The sequence below is a fragment of the Lysinibacillus sp. G4S2 genome, from assembly GCF_030348505.1.
Classification (GTDB): Bacteria; Bacillota; Bacilli; order Bacillales_A; family Planococcaceae; genus Lysinibacillus.
In genome coordinates this window covers 4,067,060-4,093,175 of record NZ_JAUCFJ010000002.1, presented here as the reverse complement: position 1 = coordinate 4,093,175, position 26,116 = coordinate 4,067,060, and the positions used below count along the sequence as shown (strand labels likewise).

The 26,116-nt window shown below is 38.1% G+C and carries 27 protein-coding genes; 21 read left to right on the top strand and 6 right to left on the bottom strand.

Going from position 1 to position 26,116, the window contains the following annotated elements; translation table 11 throughout:
- Positions 1 to 433 precede the first annotated feature (433 nt).
- From ltrA (QUF91_RS20780) to QUF91_RS20690, 19 genes are all read left to right on the top strand, one after another.
- Complete coding sequence (gene ltrA / locus QUF91_RS20780; protein ID WP_289419216.1) at positions 434 to 1,672, top strand: group II intron reverse transcriptase/maturase; 1,239 nt, start codon at positions 434 to 436, stop codon at positions 1,670 to 1,672.
- 243 nt (positions 1,673 to 1,915) lie between these two features.
- Complete coding sequence (locus tag QUF91_RS20775; protein ID WP_289419215.1) at positions 1,916 to 2,110, top strand: hypothetical protein; 195 nt, start codon at positions 1,916 to 1,918, stop codon at positions 2,108 to 2,110.
- 87 nt (positions 2,111 to 2,197) lie between these two features.
- Positions 2,198 to 3,202: an FtsH protease activity modulator HflK gene (gene hflK / locus QUF91_RS20770; protein ID WP_285395461.1), complete on the top strand. Its 1,005-nt coding sequence runs from the start codon at positions 2,198 to 2,200 to the stop codon at positions 3,200 to 3,202.
- On the top strand, positions 3,202 to 4,212 hold the full coding sequence (gene hflC / locus QUF91_RS20765) for a protease modulator HflC (protein WP_285395462.1): 1,011 nt from the start codon (positions 3,202 to 3,204) through the stop codon (positions 4,210 to 4,212). Before hflK ends, hflC begins: the two co-directional genes overlap by 1 nt.
- A gap of 282 nt (positions 4,213 to 4,494) precedes the next feature.
- The gene (locus tag QUF91_RS20760) at positions 4,495 to 4,926 is read left to right on the top strand and encodes a DNA polymerase I (RefSeq protein ID WP_285395463.1); all 432 of its coding nucleotides are present in this window, start codon (positions 4,495 to 4,497) and stop codon (positions 4,924 to 4,926) included.
- A gap of 194 nt (positions 4,927 to 5,120) precedes the next feature.
- On the top strand, positions 5,121 to 7,748 hold the full coding sequence (gene polA, locus QUF91_RS20755; RefSeq protein WP_289419214.1) for a DNA polymerase I: 2,628 nt from the start codon (positions 5,121 to 5,123) through the stop codon (positions 7,746 to 7,748).
- 12 nt (positions 7,749 to 7,760) lie between these two features.
- Positions 7,761 to 8,633, top strand: coding sequence for a bifunctional DNA-formamidopyrimidine glycosylase/DNA-(apurinic or apyrimidinic site) lyase (mutM, locus tag QUF91_RS20750; protein ID WP_289419213.1), 873 nt, complete (start codon positions 7,761 to 7,763; stop codon positions 8,631 to 8,633).
- 13 nt (positions 8,634 to 8,646) lie between these two features.
- Entirely contained in the window at positions 8,647 to 9,240 is a 594-nt protein-coding gene (coaE, locus tag QUF91_RS20745) for a dephospho-CoA kinase (protein WP_289419212.1), read from the top strand.
- Positions 9,241 to 9,862: 622 nt separating this feature from the next.
- Positions 9,863 to 10,885, top strand: coding sequence for a glyceraldehyde-3-phosphate dehydrogenase (locus QUF91_RS20740; protein WP_285395468.1), 1,023 nt, complete (start codon positions 9,863 to 9,865; stop codon positions 10,883 to 10,885).
- Positions 10,886 to 11,165: 280 nt separating this feature from the next.
- On the top strand, positions 11,166 to 11,636 hold the full coding sequence (gene nrdR / locus QUF91_RS20735) for a transcriptional regulator NrdR (protein WP_285395469.1): 471 nt from the start codon (positions 11,166 to 11,168) through the stop codon (positions 11,634 to 11,636).
- Between the two features lie 24 nt (positions 11,637 to 11,660).
- The gene (locus QUF91_RS20730) at positions 11,661 to 13,022 is read left to right on the top strand and encodes a replication initiation and membrane attachment family protein (protein ID WP_289419211.1); all 1,362 of its coding nucleotides are present in this window, start codon (positions 11,661 to 11,663) and stop codon (positions 13,020 to 13,022) included.
- A 24-nt stretch (positions 13,023 to 13,046) separates the two neighbouring features.
- The gene (dnaI, locus tag QUF91_RS20725; protein ID WP_289420112.1) at positions 13,047 to 13,976 is read left to right on the top strand and encodes a primosomal protein DnaI; all 930 of its coding nucleotides are present in this window, start codon (positions 13,047 to 13,049) and stop codon (positions 13,974 to 13,976) included.
- Between the two features lie 847 nt (positions 13,977 to 14,823).
- Complete coding sequence (gene ltrA / locus QUF91_RS20720; protein WP_289416808.1) at positions 14,824 to 16,086, top strand: group II intron reverse transcriptase/maturase; 1,263 nt, start codon at positions 14,824 to 14,826, stop codon at positions 16,084 to 16,086.
- 271 nt (positions 16,087 to 16,357) lie between these two features.
- Positions 16,358 to 18,289, top strand: coding sequence for a threonine--tRNA ligase (gene thrS / locus QUF91_RS20715; protein WP_289419210.1), 1,932 nt, complete (start codon positions 16,358 to 16,360; stop codon positions 18,287 to 18,289).
- A gap of 165 nt (positions 18,290 to 18,454) precedes the next feature.
- Positions 18,455 to 18,583: a hypothetical protein gene (locus tag QUF91_RS20710; protein ID WP_285395472.1), complete on the top strand. Its 129-nt coding sequence runs from the start codon at positions 18,455 to 18,457 to the stop codon at positions 18,581 to 18,583.
- 303 nt (positions 18,584 to 18,886) lie between these two features.
- Positions 18,887 to 19,390, top strand: a complete 504-nt coding sequence (gene infC / locus QUF91_RS20705) for a translation initiation factor IF-3 (RefSeq protein ID WP_024363824.1) — start codon at positions 18,887 to 18,889, stop codon at positions 19,388 to 19,390.
- Between the two features lie 31 nt (positions 19,391 to 19,421).
- Positions 19,422 to 19,622 (top strand): 50S ribosomal protein L35, encoded by a 201-nt coding sequence (gene rpmI, locus QUF91_RS20700; RefSeq protein WP_004226312.1) that lies wholly within the window; start codon positions 19,422 to 19,424, stop codon positions 19,620 to 19,622.
- Between the two features lie 58 nt (positions 19,623 to 19,680).
- Positions 19,681 to 20,040, top strand: a complete 360-nt coding sequence (rplT, locus tag QUF91_RS20695; RefSeq protein ID WP_049667524.1) for a 50S ribosomal protein L20 — start codon at positions 19,681 to 19,683, stop codon at positions 20,038 to 20,040.
- An 84-nt stretch (positions 20,041 to 20,124) separates the two neighbouring features.
- On the top strand, positions 20,125 to 20,385 hold the full coding sequence (locus QUF91_RS20690; protein WP_289419209.1) for a DUF1294 domain-containing protein: 261 nt from the start codon (positions 20,125 to 20,127) through the stop codon (positions 20,383 to 20,385).
- A 160-nt stretch (positions 20,386 to 20,545) separates the two neighbouring features.
- On the opposite strand, the gene QUF91_RS20685 is transcribed toward QUF91_RS20690, so the two are convergent.
- Positions 20,546 to 20,938 (bottom strand): sigma-w pathway protein ysdB, encoded by a 393-nt coding sequence (locus tag QUF91_RS20685; protein WP_289419208.1) that lies wholly within the window; start codon positions 20,936 to 20,938, stop codon positions 20,546 to 20,548.
- A gap of 103 nt (positions 20,939 to 21,041) precedes the next feature.
- On the opposite strand from QUF91_RS20685, the gene QUF91_RS20680 reads away from it, so the two are divergent.
- Positions 21,042 to 21,527, top strand: coding sequence for a dUTP diphosphatase (locus QUF91_RS20680; protein WP_285395637.1), 486 nt, complete (start codon positions 21,042 to 21,044; stop codon positions 21,525 to 21,527).
- Between the two features lie 94 nt (positions 21,528 to 21,621).
- Entirely contained in the window at positions 21,622 to 22,710 is a 1,089-nt protein-coding gene (locus QUF91_RS20675; protein ID WP_285395636.1) for a M42 family metallopeptidase, read from the top strand.
- A gap of 485 nt (positions 22,711 to 23,195) precedes the next feature.
- Here the strand turns inward: QUF91_RS20675 and QUF91_RS20670 are convergent, their stop codons facing one another.
- The 5 genes from QUF91_RS20670 to QUF91_RS20650 all read right to left on the bottom strand — a co-directional run bounded on the left by QUF91_RS20670 (position 23,196) and on the right by QUF91_RS20650 (position 25,792).
- Positions 23,196 to 23,651, bottom strand: a complete 456-nt coding sequence (locus QUF91_RS20670) for a YoqH family protein (RefSeq protein ID WP_289419207.1) — start codon at positions 23,649 to 23,651, stop codon at positions 23,196 to 23,198.
- A gap of 127 nt (positions 23,652 to 23,778) precedes the next feature.
- The gene (locus QUF91_RS20665; protein ID WP_289419206.1) at positions 23,779 to 24,225 is read right to left on the bottom strand and encodes an NUDIX domain-containing protein; all 447 of its coding nucleotides are present in this window, start codon (positions 24,223 to 24,225) and stop codon (positions 23,779 to 23,781) included.
- 73 nt (positions 24,226 to 24,298) lie between these two features.
- Positions 24,299 to 24,640 carry a YolC/YozM family protein gene (locus QUF91_RS20660; RefSeq protein WP_289419205.1) on the bottom strand — a complete coding sequence of 114 codons (342 nt, stop codon included), beginning with the start codon at positions 24,638 to 24,640 and terminating at the stop codon, positions 24,299 to 24,301.
- Positions 24,641 to 25,021: 381 nt separating this feature from the next.
- Positions 25,022 to 25,204, bottom strand: a complete 183-nt coding sequence (locus QUF91_RS20655; RefSeq protein ID WP_289419204.1) for a hypothetical protein — start codon at positions 25,202 to 25,204, stop codon at positions 25,022 to 25,024.
- 330 nt (positions 25,205 to 25,534) lie between these two features.
- Complete coding sequence (locus QUF91_RS20650; RefSeq protein WP_289419203.1) at positions 25,535 to 25,792, bottom strand: YesK family protein; 258 nt, start codon at positions 25,790 to 25,792, stop codon at positions 25,535 to 25,537.
- Between the last annotated feature and the right edge of the window lie 324 nt (positions 25,793 to 26,116).

Below are 26,116 nucleotides of genomic sequence, written 5' to 3'. Positions count from 1 at the left end.
GCTGCTGCAATAAAGAGTTGTGGTGGTGAGCGTCTAGGGAAAAGGTTGAAATAAATCAATCATGTGAGATATACAAAGATGAACGCAAGTGAACCGCTGAAGAAGTATCGATAACGTAAAACTTTGTCAAAACTTGCTTTTCACCACTAGGCACAGGATAAGAGTAGAAGATAACCTGGAAAGCTGTCTACTTGGCAAACGGTATTAAGGCGGCATGAGTGTATATCAGGCTCTGATGTGAAACACAGGAACCTGCATCTCGATGGTAAGTGAAAAGACACAAGCTACAGAAAAGTGAGGTCGAAATAGCAAAGCGAGATGTAGGGGCGGAGGTGTTCGTAGTAGTGAGGAAGTTGCTGTAATGGCAATGGAGCGAAGGGGCACCGTCATTCAACTCGACAACTGAGAACAACTGGATAAACAGGAGGATTTGATGGAAGAGAGTAAACCATATAAGATTTCAAAACAAGTTGTGCTGAATGCGTTCAAAAGAGTTAAAGCTAACAGAGGAAGTGCGGGTATCGATGGTCAGGATATTAAAGAATTCGAAGAGAAACTCAAAGAAAACCTCTATAAAATCTGGAATAGAATGAGCTCGGGATGTTATTTTCCACCACCAGTAAAGTTAGTTGAAATACCGAAGAAAACTGGTGGGAAGCGAGGTTTAGGGATTCCGACTGTCGGCGACAGAGTAGCACAAATGGTAGTTAAGATGTATTTTGAACCAAAAGTGGAGCCACTGTTTCATGAAAATTCTTATGGATACAGACCCAATAAATCTGCATTAGATGCGATTGGACAAGCAAGGAAAATGTGTTGGAAATATGATTATGTAATAGAGTTCGACATTAAAGGACTGTTCGACAATATTGATCATGAATTACTAATGCGAGCAGTACGAAAGCATGTAAATGAACCTTGGATACTGATGTACATTGAAAGATGGCTCAAAGCGCCATTTATTAATTCGGAAGAAGAAAAGATTGAACGAAACTGTGGTACACCGCAAGGTGGTGTAATAAGTCCTGTTCTAGCGAATCTGTTTTTGCATTATGCCTTTGATACATGGATGGTTCGAACAAATCCTGAAGCACCATTTGAGCGATATGCAGATGATGCTATTATACATTGTAAGACCGAAGCAGAAGCAATGGAGATTTTAGCCAGACTAAATCAAAGGATGAAAGAGTGCAAATTAGAGTTACATCCAGAGAAAACAAAGATTATTTATTGCAAAGATAAGGAAAGAGAAAAGGAATATCCTGTCACTGAGTTCGACTTTCTAGGTTATACGTACCGTAAAACTTTTATTAAAGACCGAACGGGAAGGCTACAATTTAATTTTCTACCATCAGTAAGTAAAAAGTCCACAAAATCTTTTAGAGATAAAATCAAAGCAATGAGAATACATAGCTTTACAGGAAGTAAAATTGAAATAATAGCTGAAATAATAAATCCAACCATTAGAGGATGGCTCAACTATTTCATGAAATACAATCCATCAACAGTACGGTATTCCATTGATTGTGTAAATCGAAGATTAGTTAAATGGGCAATGTGTAAATTTAAGAGGTTCAGAGGACATAAAAAGCGTGCAAGAGACTGGCTCAATAAACTTGCAAAAAGAGAGCCCAGAATGTTTGCTCATTGGGCTCTTGGAATGTTTCCTTAATGGTTGAATGATAAGAGCCGTATGAATCGAGAGGTTCACGTACGGTTCTGTGAGAGCCTTTGGGTGAAAACCCCATTGGCTACTCGACTGAGAGGTCGGGAGTTAATCACTCCCTCCTACTCGATTTTTTTGGTTCAATAATATTCGTTGGGTAACCATACAATTTAAGATGAAGGTAACTGTCCCAACCTCCTGTCGAAAAATTGGATTGGCAGTCGCTAGAACGTTTGGGAGAGCTTCGTATTGTGCTTTACCTCAACATTTGACGTAGAATCTATTTTTTGTAGTATGGCTCATTACAAAAAGTTGTGGATGATCTGTGTTAAAACTCATGCCATGTTTATGCTGTTGATTGGAGTGGAGGATGGACGCCCCCGGTCGGAACGGAAATCAACTACACGTTATGATGATGAGCTAAAAGTATGTAAATCTGCCTAAAATATAATATTAGTTTATTAAAATATTTTGAAACTTTTTATAAAGTATCCCGTAAACTATAGTACTAAGCATAAGGGAGGATTGGACATGAGTGTAAAAAGAACACTAATGATGGTGGGACTTGGGATTTTTGGTATTATTGCACTTATTGCTGTGTTTACATCGTGGTACACGGTAGATGAATCAGAACAAGCGGTAGTCATTACGTTCGGTCGTGCCGATGATACAATAACCGAACCAGGCTTACATTTTAAATTACCTTGGCCTGTACAATCGGTGGAGGTATTATCGAAGGAAACTTTCAGTTTGAAGTTTGGCTATAAGCAAAATAAAGATGGTGAATTGGAAGACTATGATGCTGAAACGAAAATGATTACAGGTGATGAGCATATTGTGTTAACAGACCTTGTAGTTCAATGGAAGATTACAGAACCGAATAAGTTTTTATTCAACGCACAAGATCCGGAAGAAATTTTACATAGCGCTACGTCGAGTGCGATTCGTTCAATTATCGGAAGTTCCAATATCGATGCTGCTTTAACAGATGGAAAAGCAGACATAGAAGCAAAGACACGAGAGTTGCTAGTATCCCTAATTGAAAAATATGATATTGGGATCAGTATTCTGGGTGTAAAATTACAGGATGTTGAATTACCAAATGCAGATGTGCGTGCGGCTTTTACAGCGGTTACCGATGCACGTGAAATGAAAAATACAAAAATAAATCAAGCAGAAAAATATGCAAATCAGCGTACTAATGAGGCTGAAGGTGAAAAGGATGCTATTATCTCGAAGGCTGAAGGTGAAAAAACAGCCCGTATTGAGCAGGCTCAAGGGGATGTAGCTGTCTTTAATAAAATGTATGAGCAATATAAGGGCAATAAACAAATTACACGCGAACGTTTGATTTTGGAAACACTTGAAAACGTATTACCTAAAGCGCAAATTTATATTATGAATGATGATGGCAGCACAATGAAATACTTGCCTCTTCAAGCATTGCAACCTACGACACAGGAGACGCCTGAGAAACAGGAAACAACTGCGACACAGGAAACATCAAAAGAGAAAAAAGAAGGGAGCGGTAACTAATGGACCAAAAAAATAAGGATCTTAACAAATTCCTAAATTTTCTATCGGGTAAATCCAAAAATACTGCTCCAAAAGATGGGGATACAGGGGATAATGTAATTAAAATGTCGAAAAAAGGCCCGATGAATCCGAAAAAATATATTTCTTTTGCTGTAACGTTAACTGCCATTTTCGCTATTGTCATTATATTATTTGCTAATGTTTATATAGTTAAAGAGTCCGAATACGCAGTTGTTAGACAGTTTGGAGAAGTAGTGAAATTTCAGAGTGAGCCGGGCTTGAAAATAAAAGTTCCATTTATTCAAAGTGTAACGAAGCTACCAAAAAACCAAATGACGTATGAAGTTTCTGAAGAAGAAATTAATACAAAGGATAAAAAACGGATTATTATTGATAATTATGCAGTATGGCGTATTACTGATCCAAAGCAATTAATTTCAAATGCGGGAACAATAGAAAAAGTTGAATCGCGTATGGAAGAGTTTATTTATTCAGTGATTCGTTCGGAGCTTGGTCGAATAGAATATAAGGAGGTTATTAATGATGAAAATTCTTCACGTGGGAGTATCAATGATCAGGTAACTGCACGTGTCAATGAGTTACTCTCAAATGATAAGTATGGAATAGAAGTAATAGATGTTCGTATTCGTCGTATCGACTTGCCTACTGAAAATGAGCAATCCGTGTTTACAAATATGATTTCGGATCGTGAATCAATGTCGCAAAAATACCTATCTGAAGGTGATGCTCAGAAACGCCGTATTGAAGCTCAAACAGATAAGCAAGTTCAAGAAATGCTAGCAAAAGCGAAAAAGGATGCAGCATTGATTCAAGCGGAAGGTGAAGCAGAAGCAGCTAAGATTTACAATAAATCGTTCTCTCAGGACCCTGAATTCTATTCATTGTACCGCACATTAGAATCATATAAGAAAACTGTAGGTGAAGATACAGTAATTATTTTGCCATCCACTTCACCATATGCAAAACTATTATCTGGCTATATAAAATAATACTATTATTCTTGCAGGGATTAGTATATGAAGTCGTCTCAAACTTTTTGAGACGGCTTTTTACATTTTAGTAAGGTGTTTTGTTTGGTATTGGAAGGTACGTTATGGTAAGGAGCCTTTATGATCTGTTTTTAGGTATTTTTAATCAAAGATATTATAAAAATGTTTGATTTTTAGTTCATTTATTATAAAAATAATATAAATTTACGATTTTGTGTTTCCTATATGACGATAATCTGATAGAATGATAATGTTCAGAATTAAAAAATGGAGGTAATAGCTGTGAAGTTGAAAATTAGCAAATGGCTCCAAAATTTAGGGATAGCTTGTAGTATTGCATCGTTATTTACACTTTTCTTCCGTCTATCAGATTTTGCATGGACAACAAAAAGTGTTTATCATATACCAGTATTTTTTGTCATTTTGTTTTTATTAGGTTTAGTTATTGCTGAGGATGTACGAAAGATATTTAAAAAAATATTTTGGTACGAAAAACGCAAGGTTAAGCGTCCTATTTGGCAAGTTGGGATTGGCTTCATTTTCTTCTTAGCACAAATCGGTACTGTAATGGTGTTTTATAGAGAGCTTACACAACCACAGCTTGGTGGTATGCCATTATTTTTAGTGTTTGCTTTTATGAATGCCTTTATGTTGACAGTAATATATGAAGAGCTTTTTTATCGTAAAGAAAAAACAAATGAAGTCAGTGAATAATATACAAGAAGTCAATTACAATGAGTGATTGACTTTTTTTGTGTAGACAAACCTAAGTTGTAGAAATTTTAGTGATTTTCATCGTTATGATTGGTAAAATATCCGTTTTCTCGATAAAGTAAAAGGAAGAGGCATTTTCAAACATACGTTTTCGTTTTACAATTAAGAGGACGACAACGCAGGAGGATAAAATCATGACAAAGGAAAAATTACTATTATTGGACGGCAATAGTTTAGCGTATCGTGCGTTTTTTGCGTTGCCATTATTAACGAATGATAGTGGAATTCATACAAATGCAGTGTACGGCTTTACAACAATGCTACAAAGAATATTAGAGGAAGAGCAACCAACGAAAATCTTGGTTGCCTTTGATGCGGGTAAGACAACCTTCCGTCATGAAACATTTACGGAATATAAGGGCGGTCGACAAAAGACTCCACCAGAATTATCTGAGCAGTTCCCTTATATACGTAAGCTTATTGATGCGTATGGTATTAAGCGATATGAGCTTGAATTGTACGAAGCGGACGATATTATAGGGACGCTTGCTAAAGAAGCTTCATCACAGGATATGGATGTCATCATCGTAACTGGAGATCGTGACTTAACGCAGCTCGCGACTGAGCAAACAACAGTATACATTACTAGAAAAGGTATTACAGAAATAGAAAAAAATACACCTGCCTTTATCGCAGAAAAATACGGCTTAACGCCTGAGCAAATTATTGATATGAAAGGTTTAATGGGGGATGCTTCAGATAATATCCCTGGTGTACCAGGTGTCGGCGAAAAAACTGCTGTTAAATTGTTAAAAGAACATGGTTCAGTGGAGTCGCTTTATGCGGCAATGGATACTGTGAAGGCGTCTAAAATGAAAGAAAAATTAGTTGCCAATGAAGAACAGGCATTAATGAGCAAAAAACTAGCTACCATTTTTACAGAGGCGCCGATTGATATAACGCTATCTGATCTAGCCTATAATGGTCCAAATGAGGAAGAATTAATAAGCGTGTGGCGAGAGCTTGGCTTTAAATCACTGTTAGATAAAAGTGATTTTACTGTTCAAGAGGAAGAACAAGCACCGTTTGACTATGAAATTGTGCAAGAAGTAAAGCCTGAGCATTTAAAGGATGTAATGGCAGCACACTTGGAGCTAGAGGATGAGCATTATCATACATGTCAGCAACTAGGTATTGCCTTAACTGATGGAACGCAAACAATATACGTGCCGTTTGAGATTGCGGCAAAATCAGATATTCTTCGCCTTTGGTTAGAAGATGCTACTAAAATAAAGTATATGTCTGATTCAAAGGCAGCTCAGGCGTCATTAAAACGTGCGGGAATTCGCTTAGCTGGTGTTGAATTTGACTTATTGCTTGCTTCATATATTAATAACCCTGGGCTAAGTGGAGATGATGTAGCGACACTTGCGAAAGAACTGGGCTATCGTAATGTGCAGGCAAATGAGGCCGTTTATGGTAAAGGGGCGAAACGAGCTATACCGGCAATAGATGCACTTGCTGAGCATGCTGGCCGTAAAGCTTTTGCTGTGTGGTCTTTACAGCCAAAGCTAGAGGCATTGTTAAAGGAAAATGAACAGTTCGAACTTTATAAGAACTTAGAACTTCCGCTTGCTTCTATTTTAGGTGAAATGGAAAGTGAGGGGATCACGGTCAATCGCGCTACCTTGGAGAAGATGGGGCAGGAACTAAATGACAAGCTAGTTGTGATTGAGCAGGAGATCTATGCGGAGGCAGGAGAAGCCTTCAATATTAATTCGCCAAAGCAATTAGGTGTTATTCTCTTCGATAAACTTGGTCTTCCTGTTATTAAAAAGACAAAAACAGGCTATTCCACTGCAGCAGATGTATTGGAAAAGTTAAAACCAGAGCATGCCATTATTGAGCATATTCTTTTGTATCGTCAGCTAGGAAAATTACAGTCAACCTATATTGAAGGCTTGCTCAAGGAAATCCATGAAGAGGATGGAAAGGTGCATACGCGATTCCAACAAGCATTAACAGCTACAGGGCGTTTAAGCTCAACTGATCCAAACTTACAAAACATCCCGATTCGTTTGGAAGAAGGTCGAAAAATTCGTCAAGCGTTTGTCACATCGAAAGAAGAGTGGATATTGTTTTCTGCCGACTATTCACAAATTGAATTGAGAGTATTAGCCCATATGTCTAAGGATAAAAACTTAGTGGAAGCTTTCCAAGAAGATATGGATGTTCATACGCGTACAGCAATGGATGTTTTCCATGTCTCAGCAGATGAGGTCGATAGCAATATGCGACGCGCTGCAAAAGCGGTAAACTTCGGTATTGTTTATGGTATTAGTGATTATGGCTTATCGCAAAACTTAGATATTACACGTAAGGAAGCTGCTACATTTATTGAGAAGTATTTTGCGAGTTTCCCAGGTGTAAAACAATATATGGATGATATCGTCCAAGATGCGAAGTTTAATGGCTACGTAACAACGATTTTAAATAGACGTCGATATTTACCTGATATTACGAGCTCGAATTTTAATCTACGAAGCTTTGCTGAGCGTACTGCGATGAATACACCGATTCAAGGAAGTGCAGCTGATATTATTAAAAAAGCAATGATTGATATGGATGCTCGCTTGAAAAAAGAAAATATGCAAGCAAAACTTCTATTACAAGTGCATGATGAATTGATTTTTGAAGCACCTAAGGAAGAGATTGCATTGCTTGAAAAAATAGTACCTGAGGTTATGGAGAATGCGATCGAGCTTGCAGTACCGCTAAAAGTGGACTTCAACTACGGCGCGACTTGGTACGAAGCAAAATAAGGAGGGGTTAAAATGCCTGAGTTACCAGAGGTTGAAGGTGTCGTCCAGGCATTAAAACCTAAGATTGAAGGGCGCACAATTCAACGGGTTCAACTATCTGACATTATTCGTATTTCCTTTGGGGAAGGAAAGCAATGTATCGTAAAGCAAGCTGAGCCTGATGCATTTGAAATATCCTTGTCCAAAATGACGATTACAAAAATTGAACGACGTGCAAAATACATCTTTTTTCATTTAATGAAAGAGGATGTCCCTTATGTGCTTGTCAGTCATTTAGGGATGACCGGTGCATGGTTTGTGGTAAATTCGCCTGAGGAAATTAATGAGGCGAAATTTCAAAAGCATATTCATGCTACATTTCAAATGGCAGATGGAGGCTATTTAATTTACTCGGATATTCGCCGCTTTGGTGAACTACGTTTTTTAACAAAAATTGAGGATCATGCACCATTAACAAAAATGGCACCTGAGCCATTCGATGAAATAGCATGTGATTATTTTATTGCGCAATCAAAGTTACCGAAATATGAGAAAAAGGCTGTTAAGGAAGTAATTATGGATGGGCAGGTCATTTCGGGCTGTGGCAATATTTATGCGACAGAAGCATTATTTGCTCAAAAAATTCATCCGGCTCGCACAATGAACCGCATTAGTGAAAAGCGTAAGCGTGCGTTATTCGAGGCGATTGCCGCTATTTTGCGCCAAAGCATTGAAGCAGGAGGTTCAACTATTTCAGATTATCGTAATATCAATGGCGAGGCTGGAAGTATGCAAAATCGACTGCAAATGTATGGGAAGAAGATGTGTCCAACGTGTGAAACAACAACAAGCCAAATGACGATAGGTGGGCGCACATCAGTCTTTTGCCCAAATTGTCAACATTAAAGGGGATTTAACGATGATTATCGGACTAACAGGAAGTATTGCAAGCGGAAAAAGTACAGTATCAAAAATGATGACAGCACTTGGTTTACCGATTGTCGATGCAGATATTGTAGCACGTGATGTTGTAGAACCAGGAACGGAGACTTTAAAGTTAATAGCTGAAAATTTTGGACAAGACATATTACTAGAAGACGGTAGCTTAAATCGTACGAAGCTAGGTGATATTATTTTCCACGAGCCTGCAAAGCGTAAAATTTTAAATGATATTATGCATCCTGCTATTCGTAACGAAATGCTACGCCAACGCGATGCTTATTTAGAGGCTGGAGAAAAACATGTTGTGATGGATATTCCGCTTTTATTTGAAAGTAAGTTACAACATTTTGTCGAGCGTATTATCGTGGTATCGGTTAGTGAAGAGGTACAGCTTCGTCGCTTAATGGAGCGTAACAACTTATCGAAGGAGGATGCACTAGCTCGAATGCATTCTCAGTTACCTATGTCGGTTAAAGAAAAAGGTGCCCATGCGGTTATTTACAATAATGAAAATTTAGAACATGCAGAGCACCAATTAAAAAAAATCCTGACATATTGGGACGTATTATAAATAAATTAAGAATCTGTAAAATCCTTCGATGCGGCTGGGACAAAACCTCATTTTTCTGCAGCGAAATTGGAGCGGAGCACAACGGTAGCAACAGAAATCTTTAATGAACTGCAGCTTTGAGATTTGTCGAGAAATTTTGATTGTTTATCGACCAACTTTATCGATTTATCAACCAACTTTTTTAGTTTATCAACCAACTTTTGAAAAATATCGACATCTATCTTCATGCAACACTAAATTTAACATCAAAAAAGCGCGAGAAATCAACGTTTCTAAATTGATTTCTCGCGCTTTTTAGGTTTTGGCCAGTTATGTCCCAGCCTCTTCATATTGTTGAAATCAACCCATCGTTTTGCCAAAGAGCCATACTTTATTTAATACGACACCTTAATTTAATTGACAAAATATTCATTAATAAGGATGTGTAACAACAACATTTTGCTATGCATTTTTTGTGGGTTTACGCCAAAAATAAGACTGAAATTTAACGATTTTATTTTTCAGAAAATAAGAACTTTAATATTATGACTTATATAATGTTCATCTTTTTTAAAATTGTGTTATACTATTCGCATAAAGTATATAATTAATTTGAGTATGTACTCACAGGAGGATTTTATAAATGACAGTATCAGTTGCTATTAATGGTTTCGGACGTATCGGACGTATGGTTTTCCGCCAAGCGATCGTACAAGAAGGTTTAAATATTGTTGCAATTAACGCGAGCTATCCAGCTGAAACGTTAGCACATTTGATTAAGTATGACACAAATCACGGAACATTTGAAGGTACGGTTGAACCAGCAGGCGATGCTTTAATTGTAAATGGTAAACGAGTTCAGATTATTAGCGAACGTGACCCATTAAAATTACCATGGGCAACAATGGGTGTGGATATCGTTATTGAAGCGACTGGTAAATTTAATGATCGTGAAAAAGCAGCAATGCACTTAGAAGCTGGCGCAAAGAAAGTTATCTTAACAGCACCTGGTAAAAACGAGGACGTAACAATTGTTTTAGGTGTAAATGACGAGAAACTAGATATCGCAAAACATGATGTTATTTCAAATGCTTCTTGTACAACAAACTGCTTAGCACCAGTTGCTAAAGTATTAAATGACACATTTGGTATCGAAAGCGGATTAATGACAACAATTCACGCTTATACAAATGACCAAAAGAATTTAGACAATCCACACAAAGATTTACGTCGTGCACGTGGATGCGCACAATCTATCATTCCTACATCTACAGGTGCTGCAAAAGCCTTGAAATTAGTGTTACCAGAATTAGAAGGCAAAATTCACGGTATGGCACTTCGTGTTCCAACACCAAACGTATCATTAGTTGACCTTGTAGTTGATCTAAATACAGACGTAACAGTAGATGCTGTTAATGCTGCATTCGTGAAGGCTGCTACAGAAGGTCCAATGAAAGGTATCTTAAACTTCTCAGTTGAGCCTCTAGTATCTTCTGATTACAATACAACAACTTACTCTTCTACAGTAGACGGACTTTCTACAATGGTAATGGGTAACCGCAAAGTAAAAGTACTTGCTTGGTACGACAATGAGTGGGGCTATTCTGCACGTGTTGTAGATCTTGTGCAAAAAGTGGCAAAAGCTTTAGAAACAGTAAACGCATAATAAATCAATTATGCCTCGGCATAATTGGACACCAGCTGGAAGAAGTTAAAATGAGCACGTTGAAATCCAAGTGATTTCGATGTGCTTTTTTTATTAAATCGATTATTGGTTTTGTATTGAAATCTAAAGTATGACCTAAGATAATTATTGGAATCTATGCTTGTACTTTCTCCTTGCAAGGTTTATCATGAGCACACTTGTATGAATGCGCTTTTCTTACACGTAGGAAATTTGTTATAATAGAAATATTAAATTGTTGTGAAATCAGGAGAGTAATTATATGAGATGTCCATCTTGCCAATTTAACGGAACGCGTGTAGTTGATTCGAGGCCAGTAGATGATAATAAAGAAATTCGTAGACGTCGTGAATGTGAGTCATGTGGCTTCCGCTTTACAACGTTTGAAAAAATTGAAGAGACACCGTTAGTTGTAGTGAAAAAGGAAGGTTCACGAGAAGAATTTAGCCGTGAAAAGGTACTTCGTGGACTTATTCGTGCTTGCGAAAAACGTCCTGTTTCTCTTGAAGTACTTGAGGGACTAGTAATGTCTATTGAAAAAGATCTTCGTCGCATTGGGAATTCTGAAGTCCGCTCTGAGGATGTAGGGGAAATGGTAATGGATCGCTTAGCGAAAATCGATGAGGTTGCTTATGTGCGTTTTGCATCGGTTTATCGTCAATTTAAGGACATTAATGTCTTTATTGAAGAAATCAAAGAGATTATTCAACGTCAGACAGAGCAGAAATCATAGGGAAAACAGAGAGGGTGAAAGACGTTGATCCATTTGTATAAGGAATTGCAGCCCGCGGATCCTTTTGACATTCGTCTACCTCATGCACTTTCTACGCAGGAACGTCAATTAGTAACGCTATTTTATCAGCCTTTAATTGGAGCGGAGCCAATCAGCCTTTATTTGACTCTATGGGCAGAAGCCGAGCAAATGCCAAGGCAGCAAATGACACATTATTTTTTAATGAACGTGCTAGGGCTTCCAATTGGTAAAGTATTTGAGGCACGTATTGCGCTCGAAGCAATTGGTTTGTTACGAACATGGAAAAAAGAAGATGCAGGCCAGCGTAGCTTTTTATATGAGCTGATACGTCCGCTTGATGCAGATAGCTTTATGAAAGATCCGCTGCTGTCGATGTTCTTATTTAGTAAAATTGGGGAACAAGCTTATCGGAAGTTACGTCAGCGTTTTATTCCATCTGCAAGAGATGCAGAATTTAAAGATGTATCACGTGTATTCATGGACGTTTTTAAGCCTGTTAGTTCAAAGATTCCAGATGATTTACAAACCAATACTAGTCGTAAGGATCAACAGCAAAAGGTATATCCGTTTTATTTTGAACAGTTTGACTTTGAACTGCTGCAGGCGGGCTTATCGGAGCAGCTTGTGCCGGCCAGTTTACTAACACTTGAGGTACGTGAAGCAATAGCAAAACTTGCATTTTTATATCGCTTAACTGCACTGGATATGCAAAAAGTAGTGATTCTTGCATTAGATGATGACCTAGGTATTTCACTGGAACGATTACGTAAGGCAGCTGCGGATTTTTATAAACTAACGGTATCAAAAGAGCCACCAAGGCTTGCTAGAGTGAGTGAGCCGTCAACTCTTGAAGAATCCGGACAAAAAACAAAGGATCAGGAGCTTCAGCATTATTTAGAGACGACTCCGCCAGTCCAAGTACTGCGGGATATTAATAATGGCAAAGAACCTCTACAGACTTCCGTACAGCTTGCTGAAAGTTTAATTGTTCAGCATGGAATGCCAGTAGGCGTAGTTAATGCACTTTTGGAATATGTAATGCTAACAACTGATATGAAGCTACCTAAAAAATATGTGGAAACGATTGCGGATCATTGGGTACGTAAAAATATTCAAACAGCAAAGGAAGCAATGGAGCTAGCACGCCAGGAGCATGATAAATACTCTGCGTGGAAAAATAAGCCACAGACACCGAGGAAAAGTAATCAGGGTGCTAAAGGACGTTCAGGTAATCAACGTGAAGAAAAGGTACCTGAATGGTTTTACAAACGTAACGAACAACAGGAAGAAAACACTTCAGGCACGATAGATTTTGAACGAGAGCGTCAAAAAATATTGGAAATGCTAGGGAAAAGTGATAAGTAAGGAGGGTGAGCGACAATCGAACCGATTAATGGACCATTAAAAAGAGCAATTAATGTACCATCATTTCAAGAACGTTATGAAGCGATGCGTCGAGAAATTTTAGAAAACCCTCGTGTACAAGAGTTTTTAACAGAGCATGCAAGTGAGTTAAGCTATGAAACAATTGAACGAAATTTACCGAAGCTTCATGAGTTTATTAGTCAATCTACTACTTGCTGTGGCTGTGACAATACAGAAAGTTGTACAAACTATTTAAAAGGTTTTTTACCTACTTTACGTGTAGTGCGGAGTACCGTTGAAATTGATTATGTACGATGTGAGCAAAAGATACGTGAGGAAGAGCGTCGTGACGTAGCTAATATGATTGCGAGTATGCATATGCCAAAGGATGTGCTGCAAGCGACAATTCAAGATTTACTCATTGACGATGAATCTCGTGTTATGATTGCACAAAAAGCGGCACAATTTGTGAAGACAACATTAGAAACAGGAAAGCTTCCTGCAAAGGGTTATTATTTATACGGAAAATTTGGTGTAGGGAAATCTTTTGTATTAGGAGCACTTGCTAATGAGTTAGCTTCCATCAAAGTTCGTTCAGTAGTCGTTTTCGTGCCTGAATTTTTACGAGAAATGAAAAATGCAATTGGCGATAATACATTGAATGAAAAAATTGACTATGTAAAAAAGGCACCAGTGTTAATGCTTGATGATTTAGGAGCCGAGACAATGACCGCATGGACACGCGATGAAATTCTAGGGACTATTTTCCATTATCGCATGGCGGAGCAATTGCCAACGTTCATTACCTCTAATTTTAATTATGATGAACTAGAGCATCATTTATCACAGACACAAAAAGGTGACATAGAAGTAGTGAAGGCTGGACGTATTATGGAGCGTGTCAAAGCCTTGACAGAGCCGATTGAAATGCGCGGCAAAAATCGACGTATGTAAGATTTGCAGTTGCATTTTATGGCAATCGAGCGTATACTGTCTCATATAATAAAATGCATTGATGAGGACATGAATTTTGTGTATCAGCTTTTAGAGAGGGAAGTCATTGGCTGTAAGCTTCCTAAGTTAGAACACATCATTTACTACCTACTGAGCAGCGAAGGGGATAATCTTTCGCCGGTCCCTAGCCCGTTAGCTAGCCTTGAGCTTCGTCTGACTTAAAAGAGTCGGAAGGAAGAAGGGTGGAACCACGAGCATACGCTTCGTCCCTTTTGTGAGGGACGGAGCTTTTTTATGTGCGCCCGGCATGCGTATGAACTATAGGGTGCAAGTCCCGAACCCCGAAGACAGAAGTAGAGGTTAGCCAAGAGCAAGGGTGTCCGTGGCGACGCGGAATCTGAAGGAAGCTGGAGGCAAAACACCGGTCCGAGGAACACGAATCTCATATAAGGCTAGGTATGATTGGATGAGTGTGCATAACAACACAAAGTCCTTTCTGTCGAAGGTCATATCGAGTAAATGAGGCGGATAGATGGTGTGAAAGTGCATGCGCTTACCCGGGGAGGTCTGATGGAAACGCAAAGTACACTTTGTAACCTACTTAGCGATAGGTAGCTGAACCATCAGAAGTCAGCAGAGGTCATAGTACCATTCACTTCTAGAATGAATGGGAAGGACCGAACAATTCGGAGAGAATAGCCCTTGGCATGCAGTTTTCTATGGTAAACACAGAAAATCCAGAAGGACCGACTTAATGGAGGTAATGGTGAATCCCATGAGGGACATTGAGCGGGTGCAGTAGAAACTGTTATAAGAAGACAAGCTATTCACGGAGGAGTCGAACGAGATGCTAATGAATCAAATATTATCACGGGAGAATCTGCTTCTCGCACTCAAACGGGTGGAACGAAACAAAGGGAGTCATGGAGTAGACAAAATGCCCGTAAAATTCCTACGACAGCATGTAGTCGAAAACTGGCTAACGATTAAGAAGCAAATTCTTGAGGGAACCTACCAACCACAACCAGTTCGCAGAATCGAAATCCCGAAACCTGACGGCGGTGTGCGACTATTAGGAATCCCAACCGTGACAGACCGACTCATTCAACAGGCGATTGCCCAAGTGCTATCCAACCTATATGACCCGAACTTCTCGAATCATAGTTACGGATTTCGACCAAAACGAAGTGCTCACGATGCAATCCGAGAAGCCAAAGGTCATATAAAAGAAGGATACCGCTGGGTAGTAGATATGGACTTAGAGAAATTCTTCGACAAAGTAAACCATGACCGTCTAATGAGTACATTAGCGAAGAAAATTTCTGATAAACCTCTACTCAAGCTGATTCGTAGATACTTACAATCGGGTGTCATGATAAATGGTGTCGTTTATGATACAGATGAAGGAACACCCCAAGGGGGCCCACTGAGTCCACTTCTCTCAAATATTGTGCTGGATGAATTAGACAAAGAATTAGAGAAACGTGGTCATAAATTTGTCCGTTACGCCGATGACTGCAATATTTATGTGAAAACAAAACGAGCAGGAGAACGAGTGATGGCAAGTATCAAAACCTTTATTGAGAAGACGCTACGATTGAAAATAAATGAGAAGAAATCCGCAGTGGCTCGTCCTTGGCAACGTAAATTCCTAGGATTTAGCTTTACCTCCCGCAAAGAACCACAAGTTCGAATTGCGAAAGAGAGCATAAAGCGAATGAAGAACAAAATTCGGGAATTAACAGCTAGAAAGAAGCCATTTCCAATGGAGTACCGAATTCAACAATTGAATCAATATTTAATTGGGTGGTGTGGCTACTTTGCATTAGCGGATACGAAATCAATATTTGAATCACTGGATGGATGGATTAGAAGAAGACTTCGCATGTGTTTATGGAAGAATTGGAAAAAGCCTCGTACGAAAGTGTGCAACCTCATTCGTTTAGGAGTTCCAGACTGGAAGGCTTACGAATGGGGCAATACTCGCAAGAGTTACTGGCGTATCTCGAAAAGTCCAATATTACACAGAACCCTTGATAACTCTTATTGGAGTAACCAAGGGCTCAAAAGTCTGCAAGCTCGTTATGAAATCTTGCGTTATTCATCTTAATTGAACCGCCGTATACGGATCCGTACGTACGGTGGTTGGAGAGGTCGGGAGTTAATCACTCCCTCCTACTCGATTTTCATTCAGTAGGTGTTCAAACACCTACTGAATGAAAATAAAGCCTCCGGCGGATGTCACGGATTTTGAAAGGAATGAATTGCGCGTGCACAATTCAAAATCCGGACGCAATTACGCCAAGGCGAAATTGATTTTTTCGGGGATTCTTGGACTTCGAATCATGCATCATAAACAAACTTTAAGGAGTGCAAACAAAATGTCAGATATGATTAAATTAACTTTCCCAGATGGCGCTGTAAAGGAATTTGCAAAAGGCACATCTACTGATGACGTGGCATTATCAATTAGCCCAGGACTTCGTAAAAAAGCCTATGCTGGTAAAGTAAACGGTGTCTTAGTAGATTTAAAAACACCAATTGAAGAGGATGCAACAATCTCGATTGTGACACAAGATGATGAGGAAGCACTTGAAATTCTACGTCACTCGACAGCACACTTAACAGCACAAGCGATTAAACGTTTATTCCCAGAAGTTAAACTTGGTATTGGTCCAGTTATTGAAGGTGGCTTCTACTACGATATTGATGCACCAACAGCTATCACTGCTGAAGACCTACCGGCAATCGAAAAAGAAATGAAAAAAATTATCGCTGAAAACCTAGAAATAGAGCGCAAAAATGTTAGCCGTGCAGAAGCACAAGCGATTTATGAAAAAATCGGCGATGAATATAAATTAGAATTACTTGAAGCAATTCCAGCAGATGAGCAAGTTTCTATTTACCATCAAGGTGAATTTTTCGACCTTTGCCGTGGTATCCACGCACCATCAACAGGCAAGCTTCGTGAGTTCAAACTTCTTTCATTAGCGGGTGCTTACTGGAGAGGTAACTCAGATAACAAAATGCTACAACGTGTTTATGGAACAGCTTTCTTTAAAAAAGAAGATTTAAAACATCATCTTCAAATGCTTGAAGAAGCAAAAGAGCGTGACCATCGTAAAATTGGTAAGGAATTAGAATTGTTCACTTTATCTCAAACAGTTGGTCAAGGTTTACCACTATGGTTACCAAACGGCGCAACAATTCGTCGCATTATTGAGCGTTATATTGTAGATAAAGAAGTGCGTCTTGGCTACAAACATGTTTATACACCAGTATTAGGCTCGAAAAAATTATATGAAACATCAGGCCACTGGGGACATTACCAAGATGACATGTTCCCACCAATGGAAATGGATAACGAAACATTAGTATTGCGACCAATGAACTGTCCACACCATATGATGGTTTATAAATCATCAATGCATTCTTATCGTCAGCTTCCTATTCGTATTGCCGAGTTAGGAACACAACATCGATATGAAAGCTCAGGTGGACTATCTGGTTTACAACGCGTACGCGGTATGACTTTAAATGATGCGCATATTTTTGTACGTCCTGACCAAATTAAAGATGAATTTAAACGTGTTGTGAATTTGGTTCTTGAAGTGTATAAAGATTTTAATTTAAATGATTACAAATTCCGTTTATCTTATCGTGATCCTGCAGACACTGAAAAGTATTACGATGATGATCAAATGTGGGAAAAAGCACAAGGTATGTTAAAAGAGGCAATGGATGACCTTGGCTTAGATTATTACGAAGCTGAAGGCGAAGCGGCGTTCTATGGTCCAAAATTAGACGTACAAGTAAAAACAGCTATTGGTAAAGATGAAACATTATCTACTGTTCAACTTGACTTTTTACAACCAGAGCGCTTTGACTTAACTTACGTAGGAGAAGATGGTAAACCACATCGTCCAGTTGTTATTCACCGTGGTGTTGTATCAACAATGGAACGCTTCGTTGCCTTCTTAATTGAAGAATATAAAGGTGCATTCCCAACATGGTTAGCACCAGTACAAGTTGAAGTTATCCCAGTTTCAAATGAAGCACACTTTGATTATGCAAAACAAATTGAAGAGCAATTAACTGCAGCGGGCTTACGTGTTGAAATGGATGACCGTGAAGAAAAACTAGGCTACAAAATCCGTGAAGCACAAATGAAAAAAATCCCGTATATGCTTGTTATCGGTGATAAAGAAGTTGAGGCTGGTGGTGTAAATGTACGTCGCTACGGCTCAAAAGATTCAGAAACAATTAGCTTCCAGGACTTCCTAGCTAACATTAAAGCAGAAATTACAAAATAATTTTAACTTTTTAGCATGACGGAATTGATTTAAGTTGATTGGCGTGAAGGCTAGATAACTCTTGGGGATTAGCAATAGAGGAACGAAGGCTAAAACATCACTTCCTGTGATAAGACCTTCGTGACCAACCTCGTGTCGGCCCGACGCCCCTAGGAAGCTTTGTCTGTGCGAAAGCGTAGCGACAGCAACAAAGCGCCAAGCTGGAACGGAAATCAACCTCACATTATGATGCAAACCATTATAATAGTTGAGATTAAAAGTTTAGGTTACTCTATAAATAAAAAAGTTAAATAAACATTTGACAGCTTATGGAGTACATGTTAATATAGTTAAGGTTAATGAATACAAAGTTTGTGGTTGAAGTAGAGGCTGCCCGCTTCTCACCTGATACAACGCTCTTAAGCTGTGAACAGGTATGACACGTTGAATTGTTTTGCGTAGACTTGCGCATGCACATATAGCGGGCGGACATCTTCAAAAGTGTCCGTCCTTTTTTTATGGACATGACAAGAGGATGTACCGTTCAACCGGGCAAGGCTTTGCCCAAACCATGTATTCGCGACAACTACTTGGAGGTGGATTACTATTAGCAAAGACATGTATGTAAACGAAGGCATTCGCGCACGTGAACTTCGATTAATCGATCACAATGGTGACCAGCTTGGTGTAAAGACACGTAATGAAGCGCTAGAAATCGCCACTCGTGTAAACTTGGATCTTGTCCTTGTGGCCCCTCAAGCCAAGCCGCCAGTCGCTCGTATCATGGACTATGGTAAATTTAAGTTTGAACAGCAAAAGAAAGACCGTGAAATTCGTAAAAATCAAAAGGTCATCGTAATGAAAGAGGTTCGTTTGAGCCCAACAATCGATGAACATGATTTCCAAACGAAGCTACGTAATGCGATTAAATTCCTTGAAAAAGGTGATAAAGTTAAATGTAGCCTACGTTTCAAAGGTCGTGCGATTACACATAAAGACATTGGTCAACGTGTGTTAGATCGTTTTGCTGAAGCTTGTGCTGAAGTATCGACGGTTGAACAAAAACCGAAGATGGAAGGCCGAAGCATGTTCTTAGTTCTTCAACCAAAGAACGAGAAATAATATTAGACGAACAGTTTAGGAGGAATTCGACATGCCAAAAATGAAAACTCACCGTGGAGCTGCGAAACGTTTCAAAAAAACGGGTTCAGGTAAATTAAAATATGACCGTGCTTATGGAAGCCACTTATTCGCAAACAAATCTACGAAACAAAAACGTCACCTACGTAAAGCGAACATCGTTTCATCTGGTGACTTCAAACGCATCAAATCTTTACTTGTTTACATGAAATAATTTGACAACACAAAATAACTAATATTCATTTTTTAATGAAAAGCAGGAGGTAATTCATATGCCACGCGTAAAAGGCGGAACAGTGACGCGCAAACGTCGTAAAAAAGTATTAAAATTAGCTAAAGGTTACTACGGTTCTAAACATACATTATACAAAGTTGCTAACCAAGCAGTAATGAAATCAGGTCAATATGCATACCGTGACCGTCGTCAGAAAAAACGTGATTTCCGTAAATTATGGATCACTCGTATCAACGCAGCTGCTCGCATGAATGGTCTTTCATACAGCCGTTTAATGCACGGTTTAAAAGTTGCTGGTATCGAAGTTAACCGTAAAATGTTAGCTGATCTAGCTGTAACTGATGCAGCAGCATTCACTCAATTAGCTGAATCTGCTAAAAAAGCAGTAGCTAAATAATTATACCCTTACAAGACTGATGGACTTATCCGTCAGTCTTTTTTGTGTTAGATTAAAAGTAAAAAGTTAAAAAAGGAGTACTCTATGGGGCAAGCATTTTTGGCTTATATGGCAGTTGTATCTATAGTTCTGCTCATTATGATGGGTATGGATAAATCAAAAGCAAAAAAGCATGAATGGCGTATTGCTGAACGTACGTTATTTACGTTAGCAATTGCAGGTGGGGCAGTAGGTGGCGTGCTTGGAATGTATTTATTCCGTCACAAGACACGTCATAACAGTTTTGCATTTGGCTTCCCGTTACTAGCAGTTATTCAAGTTTTTATCATAGTACAAATCTGGTGACAAAACTCGAAAATATTCCGATAAAATTTAAAAAGTTTCCGATAAATCTCGAAAACATTCCGATAAATCGCGAAAACATTCCGATAAATCGCGAAAACATTCCGATAAAACCTAAAATGTTTCCAATAAATCTCGAAAACAATGTAAAAACACATCCTCATCATGAGGATGTGTTGTGCATAAGCTTTTCAATGGGCTGCTTCCAGTTTATTTTTGCGCTAGGATAGTTCAATAGGATTTCCTGCTGTAGGTATTCAAAGTCTCTTTTTGTAAAACCTTGCAATGTAGCGGCGTCACGGGCACCAACGAAAATCGTAACAACTTCGAAGGCATCATCAGTAGTACCGAGGTATTTTTCACCTTCGAAAAGAGCACCCTTATAAGAGATAAAGAAATTTTTTCGGACATTTTTGACGTCATCATAAAAATAATATTGGCCTCTTTCATAGGCTTCATCAAGTTTTCGCTTAGGATCGGTTATATAACGAATCGCTTTATAAAATACATAGATAATAAGCGCAATAACAGCAAGTCGAATAAGTAACGGCAACATTTTTAATTTCCCCCTTGAAGAAAGGTTATTCCTTCCTATACGATTGGAGGGGGCAATTAGTTTCACTTTTTATAAATATTTTTAAGAAATTTAGGAGAAAAAAATGAATTTACAACATTTGTTTAAAATGCAGAAAGAACTTGATGATTTCATCGAGAAAACACAGAATATTAATCGTAATGTATTTAAAGAAAAAGGTTTAGCATTAATGGTAGAGCTGGCCGAACTCGCCAATGAAACACGTTGCTTTAAGTTTTGGAGCACAAAGGGACCCTCAGAGCGTGATGTGATTTTAGAGGAATATGTGGATTCGATTCATTTTATATTATCACTTGGTCTATTACAAGGTTATACGGCGATAGAAAAATGGCCAGTCATTGAAGAAAAGCGAGATTTAACAGAGACGTTTTTAATAACTCAGGACTATATTTTAAAGTTTATTAGTCAACCAACAGAGGATAGTTATTTAGCTATTTGGCAATGCTATGGATTACTTGCGTATAATCTAGGCTTTACGTTTGAGGACGTTGTTGGGGCATATATAGAGAAAAATGAAGAGAATTATAATCGTCAGCGTTCAGGATATTAAAGTGAGAAATACACCAATTTTCAGACGATTTAACTAGGAATATTTCGGTAAACGAAGTATAATAGAGGGGATACAAGAGTCAGGAGGCAAAAAGATGACACAGCTAGATCCAACACTACAAATGTTTAAAGATTTAACGGATGCGAATGGTATCGCAGGTAATGAACGTGCACCACGTGAGGTCATGAAAAAATACATTGCACCATTTGCAGACTCAATTGAAACAGATAATTTAGGAAGCGTCATTGCTAAAAAAGTTGGCGATGAAAATGGTCCTAAAATTGTGGTTGCCGGCCATTTAGATGAAGTTGGCTTCATGGTTACTCAAATTGATGACAAAGGGTTCATCAAATTCCAAACTGTAGGCGGTTGGTGGAGCCAAGTGATGCTTGCACAACGTGTAACAATTACAACACGTAAAGGTGATGAAATTATTGGGGTTATTGGTTCAAAACCACCTCATATTTTACCAGCAGATGTGCGTAACAAAGTGGTAGACATAAAAGATATGTTTATCGATGTTGGTGCAGCTTCAAAAGATGAAGTACTTGAATGGGGCGTACGTCCTGGCGATATGGTCACGCCTTATTTTGAATTTAATGTGATGAAAAACGAAAAATACTTATTAGCAAAAGCATGGGATAACCGTATTGGTTGTGCAATTGCAATAGATGTTATGAAAGCTTTGAAAAATGAAACGCATCCTAACATCCTTTATTCTGTAGGGAACGTACAAGAAGAAGTAGGGCTTCGCGGTGCGAAAACTGCTACGCATAAAATTCAACCAGACATTGGCTTTGCTGTCGATGTAGGTGTAGCAGGAGACACACCAGGAGTAACTGCTAAAGAATCAACTAGTAAAATGGGCGCTGGTCCACAAATTGTTGTCTACGATGCATCAATGGTATCGCACCGTGGCTTACGTGAATTTGTATTAGATGTGGCAGATGAGCAAAATATTCCATATCAATTCGAAGCAATGGCTGGTGGCGGTACAGACGCTGGGTCAATCCATGTAACTGCAAATGGTGTGCCAGCACTATCAATCGGGATTGCTACACGCTATATTCATTCACATGCAGGTATTTTACATCGCGATGATTATGATAATGCTGTAAAATTAATGGTGGAAGTTATTAAAAAATTAGACCGTGATGCAGTGAATAAAATTATTTTTGACTAAGCATGGAAAGAACTAAATAGATAAATCATAATTTTGCCTTCTAACAAAAATGTTAGGGGGCTTTTTGCGTTGGTTAGACCAAAGAAGAACATAAATGTTGACGTTGATATACGAATATTTTGGCGAGTCAAGCACGAAAGGAAGAAGAGCCAAAATCAGAAGAACAAAGCATTGTAGATAAGCTCATATTGAGGGGCGTTGGAGTGCGATGAAGGGTGAATTGTTTCAGTAGGCGAGATGAAAGTGGCTAAATGGCTTCAACTTTGAGTTAGCTTTCATGAGCAATCGTAGCAAGGTCTTAGGAGTGTTTAACGAGCTTGTGAGGGTTGATAGGGAATCAATCACACATAGCTATATAATCATTGCTACAAAGCCATATGTAGTGCTACAGGAGTGATAGAGGAAGAATAACAAAAGGACTTGCATATATGAAGATTAAAATAAACGCAAGTCCTTTTGTTATTCAACTAAAGCCCTCCGTTAGTTCAACAAGGTTTTAGTATTTTTTCAAGTACAATAGGACCCGTTTTCTTTGTCGTTGTATTGACTGTGCGAACTTTGATACGAGTAGGTCGCATTATAGGAGAAACTTCATCCAATTTCCCAGCCCAAGAAGTTTCTCCGTATTTAGTTAAAGGGGACAACGAGAAAATCCAACTTATTTCCTTTGGAATATATGCTAATACTTCATAACCATCATAATCCCCAAAACTAGATGGTTTTGGTAAATGAAGTGCATGAACACTAAGACTCGTCCGCTCATCATTAAACTTTCTTTCAATATTATAAATCAGTGCTACTCCTCTGGCATTTTTAGGTACGTTTTTTGTTGGTTCAAGTATCGCTGAACAAGGCGGCAACTCTTCAATTTTATTTTTAGAGTGTGTTTGTGAAGGAAGAATTACTAAAACGAAGATAAGGCTAAAAAGCATTTTTTTCATTTCTGATTCTCCTTAAATTTGTTTAGTATCATTATCCCCCAAAACTCCATATTTATTGTATTTCAATAGTTCCTTGTTGTACTATCATGCACCGTTAGTTCAAGAAGCCATTGCTCACTATCTTTGTTTAAAGATAATCAAATATATTTATATCAACTGAATCAATATAACCTATTTCCTCATTTAAATCCCAAAGCTTTATTTCTGATGTTTCCTCATTCTCTATAAATGGTTGTAGTTTTTCTATTGTAGTAAAGTACACAGGATTATATTTTATGTTGCCATCTAATGAATTTTCTGCTTTGATTAATCCTTTAAATTCTAAGTTTGTAACTAATTGTCCAGTTTCCTCGTAAAGTTCTCTAATGGCACATTCCTTTGACGTTTCGTTATTTTCTCTACCTCCAGAAGGTAGTTCCCATTGTTTACGCCAAGTGTTATAGCAAAGGAGAAACTTACCTTCGCACTTTACTACGGCAAAAGAACCCGATAAGGGCTGGTATTTTTTTATATCTGTTTCTGGTATATTAATAAAATTAAGAAATTTAAATCCATTATTTTCCAGATAAGTCATAAGGAAGCCTCCTTAGATAAGCTTAGTATTACTTCAATAAACAGCATACAAGCTTGCGGAAATAACATCTTTATTATTTATAATCTGATTCTCGGTTCTCCTGTGCATTTTTAATAAATTCAAATGGGTTTTCTGAATACTGATACACATTGAGTTTGTAGTGTTCTAAATCTTCCTCGGATAAGTTGTTTTCTAAATAACTTTTAACAACTGTTATGTCTTTTTCATCGTAAACTGATACATCAAGAACAGGGTCAGTATCGCCTATCATGGTGCTTTGAACGTTATGTTTAACCCATAAGGAGTCCATCACTGCTTCTGTACTGTACGGTTCTTTTTGCGTAAATACAAATAGTGCAATCCCTAAAACAGCACATGCTAAAATAAATATTCCAAACTTGCTTTTTACACCCATTTTACTCCCTCCATTGCTCGGTAAATCAAAGAGATAGGAACTATTTTTTAACAATCTGACTTGTTAGTTGAACAACCGAATAATCAGTTGTTTGTTAAAGTGTAACATATTTACAATTTAGGTGGGATGAAGTGTGAGCTTATATAGCAAGTTATTATGAGATTGCGGTAGCCCATCATTAAGCTGATGTGCATTGTTAAGTCCCTCAGAACAGCTATCAGTTGATTCGAGGATTGGATAGATATATGCTTGGTTGCATAGGTTGCTCTCAGGTTGACTGTGAAGGCATAACAAAAGGACTTGCGTGTGCATTTTTACTCACAAGCCCAAAGTGTACAGTTTTTTACAATTTCCTACGCTCAAATTTCCCAATAAAAAAATCTAGAACTCTTTAATAAATGCATCTAGTATAAGAACTAAAATCCCTAATACAGTACAAATATTTACAATGACTATACCAATTTTGTTATCATCTTCATCTTCCTTGCGCTGTTGTTTTGTCTTTCTATATAAACCTTGAACCTTTTTTTGCATCTGGATTTTATCTTGCTTATTTTGGCTCAATCATTTCTCCTCCTTTTTCAGGTCTTTGTTCTCAATTAACTGAACATTCCGTCTATATGGCAATTATAACATTGTGAAGTGTTAGTTGGTAGATAAATGGAATTAGCAACAGAAGAGATTGACGGTTATAAGAACTGAGTAGCAAGCTCTTAGAAGTGTTTATTGAGCCTGTAAGCGTTGAGAAGGAAGCAGAGGGAATTTACACAGGTTGTTTGATTGTAGCTACAGGAGTGATTGAGGAAGCATAAGAAAAGGACTTGTATATATGAAGATTAATCATAAACGCAAGTCCTGTTCTTATTAAACCAAAACATCCGATTGTGGTATAAATTACATACTTATTTTTTTACTAGAAATTCCAATTATAGTACCTATCCATGTTCCTAATAGAACGCTAATCGCAATGAATCCAAGTCCCATACCTTCCCATCCACCAACAACAAAAATGCTGTATAAGACTAAGCCAAAACAAATGAAGCTCAATACTAACGAAACTGTATATAAGGTTTTTCGTGTTACCTTACGAGATATGAAGTAAATCCCAACAAGAAATATGGGTGTCCATCCATCTAGCATAAATGCATTCAATTTTTTCAACTCCTTAATCACTTTGTCTTATTATTTGTATCGTTAATTGAATAACTGAACAATCAGTTATTTGTTAAAGTGTACTACATTTACAAATATTGGTGTAGAGAAGCGTTAGCTTATAAAGAAAGTTATGATGAGATTGCGGTAGCTCATCATTAAGTTGGTGTGCATTGTTAAGTCCCGCAGAACAGCTCTCAGAAGATTCGAGATATAGCAAGACGGATACTTGGCTGCATGGATTGCGCTCAGGTCGTATGTGAAGGCATAACAAAAGGACCTGAGTGTAATTTTACTCACAAGCCTCTAGACTGATGTGTGATG